Source organism: Pseudorhodoplanes sp., from assembly GCF_050250235.1.
GTDB lineage: Bacteria > Pseudomonadota > Alphaproteobacteria > Rhizobiales > Xanthobacteraceae > Pseudorhodoplanes.
Window position 1 is genome coordinate 1 of sequence record NZ_JBFWPA010000276.1, and the last position, 4,331, is coordinate 4,331.

Annotated in this window: 2 protein-coding genes; one reads left to right on the plus strand and one right to left on the minus strand. The window is 56.5% G+C overall.

What is annotated here, in order from left to right; all coding sequences use genetic code 11:
- Positions 1-393: 393 nt before the first annotated feature.
- On the minus strand, positions 394-1,515 hold the full coding sequence (locus AB7F49_RS38565; protein WP_428533061.1) for a glycosyltransferase family 2 protein: 1,122 nt from the start codon (positions 1,513-1,515) through the stop codon (positions 394-396).
- A gap of 580 nt (positions 1,516-2,095) precedes the next feature.
- Here AB7F49_RS38565 and AB7F49_RS38570 point away from each other — a divergent pair.
- On the plus strand, positions 2,096-4,331 hold a 2,236-nt coding region (locus tag AB7F49_RS38570), incomplete at its 3' end, for an AAA family ATPase (protein ID WP_428533064.1).

Here is a 4,331-nt window from a genome sequence, read left to right on the forward strand (position 1 = left end):
CCTTGTTCATTTTCATATAACGATGACCGGTTGATAGCAACTCCTGATCCTGTGTGATGGTCCCTTTGATCTATGATGGCCCCTCTGGGCGAGCGACTATTCCGCTTCATCATTAACGTAAATTCGGGTGCGTCGGACGACATTGGCCAACGGGTGCTGGCGTTCAATCGTGAGGCGATCCCATTCGCAAATTGGCACCCCATCCAATCGATGCGTGCTTCGGTTCCGGCATTATCGTTCGTCTCGCTGGCGTCCGACCGGACAAGTGAGGGCTCCTATCGGCGCTGCGTCGGCGGAGACGATCCGACAGCGCGGACCTTAACATGATGAAGCGACGACCGAGCTCTGACCTATCGAGCGCAGTGTTGGATCACGTCGGTTTTGAAGCCGCACTCAGTCCCGTTTAGACCGGATCCATTGCACCTGCCGCCCAGCCAAAGCACGGACATACAGAGGTATCTTGGCGGCAACGTACCCCGGCAGAAGTGCAAGATCGCGCCAGAACAACAGATTACGCCCGACCAAGTGCCAGTACGCGGCGAATACAACCGATGCCATGACGATTGCCAGCCCAGACAACCTGAACGCGAGCGTGGGGCCGCCGAGCAGTGCCAGGATGCCGCTCGCGCCGGTTATTGTCGGGAGCATGAGCCCAAACAGCGCCAGGGGTGGGACGGCCGTATGGAGCGCCAAGGTCAGCAGGCGGTAGTCCAGGCGGAGGACTGCCTGCGCAATCAACCAAGGAACCTGCTGGCGGATCACCTGCAGATGTCCGGTCTCCCATCGCGTTCTCTGTGTTTTCTGCCCTTCGAGGCTTGGCGGGAGCGCGCTGCGAACGCAGGCTTCGGGCAAGAACAGAGCGCCTTGGTCTCGGGCCGCAAGTTCCAGACCCAAGACCATATCCTCGACGATATGTCCTGTCGCCAACTGGGACGATGCGAGGGTTCGCCAGGGAAATGCCATCCCGGTTCCCGTGAGGAGGCAGGGAACCCGCAACGCCGAGAGTCCGGCGGGCCGCAGGATGTTCTTTATTTGCCAGGCGAAGTAGCCAACTCGAGCGAGTGGACCGGCGTCCTTCTTGGGCCGGACCAGCTCATAACGCGCCTGGACCGGACGGTTCCAGTGCCGGCATGCCGAATGCAATATTGCGAAGGTCCCGGGATCAGGCGTGCAATCAGCATCCAGTATGATCACCACGTCAGGCGGGCTGTTTGCCAGGTGCTTGACGGCAAAGTCGATTGCATAGCCCTTCCCGCGACGGCGGGGGTCCCGTCGTACGATGACGCTTGCTCCCGCAGATCGTGCGGCTGCAGCGGTTTCATCGGTACAGTTGTCCGCGACGACAAGGATGCTGCCGTGGCCGGCCAGCTCAGGGACGACCGCCGCAAGCGTTTGTTCGATGGTTCCGGCTTCATCATGCGCCGGGATAACGACAACATAGGTGGCGTTTTCCTCTAAACCTCTCGCAATGCGTGGCAAGGGGAGGAGAAGAGCGGCAATCAATTCAGCAGACAAAGTGGACGTCAGCAATAATAGGACGATTGCAGAAACCAGGAGTATCGCATGGGCTGCAACGATGAGAGCGTCGAATGACAGAATGGGCTCCTTTCAAAGGCGCTCTCGCCCTACATTAACCGGCGGCGAAAGGCCGGGGCTTGCAAGAGGAACATCCGTGGCTGAGATCAGTCTGCTCGATTCCTGGGGCTTTCTCAGAAAACTTGCGAGTTGCATCGCAATGCTAGGTTAATGTATATCTTTCGAGTGTTATTCGACGGACTCCGCCGAGGGCACAGAAATTGCTTTTATGTACCGCCGTATCATTCTGGCACCAGTGAGGTTCATTTTGTGTTCATGCTTAACAGCAAACGGGATCGATGATGTTGGTTGTCGAACATAGGGTGCATAGGGTGAGCTGCTATTCGGCAGCCCGGGCAGATGATGACGGGAGGCGCACTCGATGGTGTGAAAGATACACCTGAATTGGCGAATTTCGGGACATGGAGAAAATGATCTGATGCTTGTTGCCGTGTCCATGGCGTAATCGGCAAGACAATCTTGAAACCCTGGTGTCCTAGAAACCCTAGTGTCGCGTAAGATGAGCAAACACGAAACATCCCCCCTCAACGAAGAGCCTACATTCTCCACCGCGTCGCTGGACGTGTCCGATCTGCTGGGCATTGCAAAGAGGGGATGGGCGGTCATTGCGACTGGCGTCGTGCTGGGCCTCGCTTGCGGCTTATGGTTGCTGGCTACCATGCCTCCCACGTACAAAGCCGGTGTCCGGCTGGTTATGGAAAGGAGCGTCAACAACTACCTGCGGTCGAACAGGGTGAGCGATGGGCCGAGCCTGGCAGACGATTCATGGAGTCAAACTCACATCATTTCGTCTGAAGAAGTGGTAATGCCCGTCATCGACAAACTGAAACTCACAATGGATCCGGAGTTTGGCGGGGCTACGGCGACGGCACAAACACCGGATCACCATCGCAATATAATCTCTACAATTAAGAAGTTTGCAGGTGTTCCCCGGAGCCTTGTCGGTGAAATCAAGGAGTTCGCCGGATTGAAGGCTCCGGAGCCGGCGCAGAAGCCACCCGGTGATGACGTCGCATATAAGTTTTTGGTCAGCCGCCTTAATGCGTATTGGGAACATGGTGGCGCGGTGATGATCGTCACCTTCGAATCGAAGGATCCGCTCAAGGCGGCCAGCATCGCCAATGAAATCGCGGAAAGCTACATCAATTCAACAGTGGACTCGAAACGTAAGACGACCAGGCTTGCTGTCAAAGCAATGGGTGAGAGACTCGCCGAGCTCCGGTCGCAGGCGGCCGACGCCGAGCGAAAAGTTATCGAATACAAATTGGCGAATAAAATTATCAGCGTAGACCCGAAGTCCGCTGCATCAGGCCGCGTGAACAGCTTGAGTACGCATATCGCTTCGGCGCGCATCGCAATGCTTGATGCTCAGGCCAGACTGGAGGCGCAGCAGCGCGAGAATGCCAACGGTTCGAAGCGTTTTATACCGGACAACGACCTCATCATTGGTTTGCGTCAGCAATATTTCCATGCCGAAACCCGCGCCATCGACATGGAGAGTCGCGTAGGCAAGGATCATGCTGCGTCGATCCAGCTCCGCAAGCGGCTGAAAGAGATTTCAGCCGCAATCGCAGCAGAGCGCAAGCGGGTGGAAGAGTCATATGCTGTCGAATATGTACTGGCGAAGGCGAAGTATGAGCAGCTTGCGTCTTCGTTGAATCGGGCCATGAACGAAGAGTCGATGAACAGCACGATCGCAGCGCGCGTTCGCGAGTTGGAAAGCGCGGCTGAAACTCTTCGCACGCTCTACAATTCGACTTTGCAGCGGGTCAGTGAGGAAAACAAGCTTGATCACCGCCTGCTGATTCTTCCAGACGCGCGCATTCTGGCTCGTGCCTCCGTGCCAACGCAGACCGAGTCCTCGAAAAAGCGCCTGATGGTGTTGGCCGGCAGTTCGGTTCTCGGTCTCCTTTTGGGGGTGGGGCTGGCGTTTTTGAAGCACAATCCCATTGGCGTGTACAGAACGACGGAGCAGGTCAAGCGCTCTCTCGGGTTAATGGCGCTCATTATGCCGAAAGTAAAAAAGCGGCGTTCCGCCCATCTTGGCGAGTATGCTTTGGATCAGCCTTATTCAAGGTTCGCCGAGTCAGTGCGATTGTTATGGTCGCTCATCAACGTCGCGCAGCGTGAGAACAATGCAAAAGTCATCTGCGTCGTATCGGCGGTAGCGAATGAAGGCAAGACAACGATTGCCACAAATCTTGCCAACCAGGTTTCGATGCATGCCACGATGCGGACATTGCTGATCGATGCTGATTTTCACAAGCAGTCCCTGACGCAAGCCGTCACGCCGGACGCGCAGAATGGGCTGCGGGAAGCACTGGATCATCCAGAGCGCTTTTCGGACTTTGTCGTGAGGAAGGAGCGTTCCGGGGTCGAGGTCCTGCCGTGTCCGCTGCCGCATCGGCCACCAAACGCTGCACAGGCCCTTGGATCGGCAAAAATGGAGGATCTGCTGAACCGGGCGCGCGCCTCTTATGACCTCGTCGTCATTGAAGCTCCTCCGATCGCGGCGGTAGCAGATTTCAGATTGCTCGCTTCGTATTGCGACGGGTTCGTCTTTGTCGTCGAATGGGGAAAAACCAGTCAACGGTTGATACTCGAAACTTTCGGCGAAATTCCCAACCTCTGGGAGCGCGTCGTGTGTGTCGTGTTGAACAAGGCAGATCCAGCCGCTCTGCAGAGCATCGAGCACTATAAGGGTCGCGACTATCATAGCTATTTCCGCGACGATT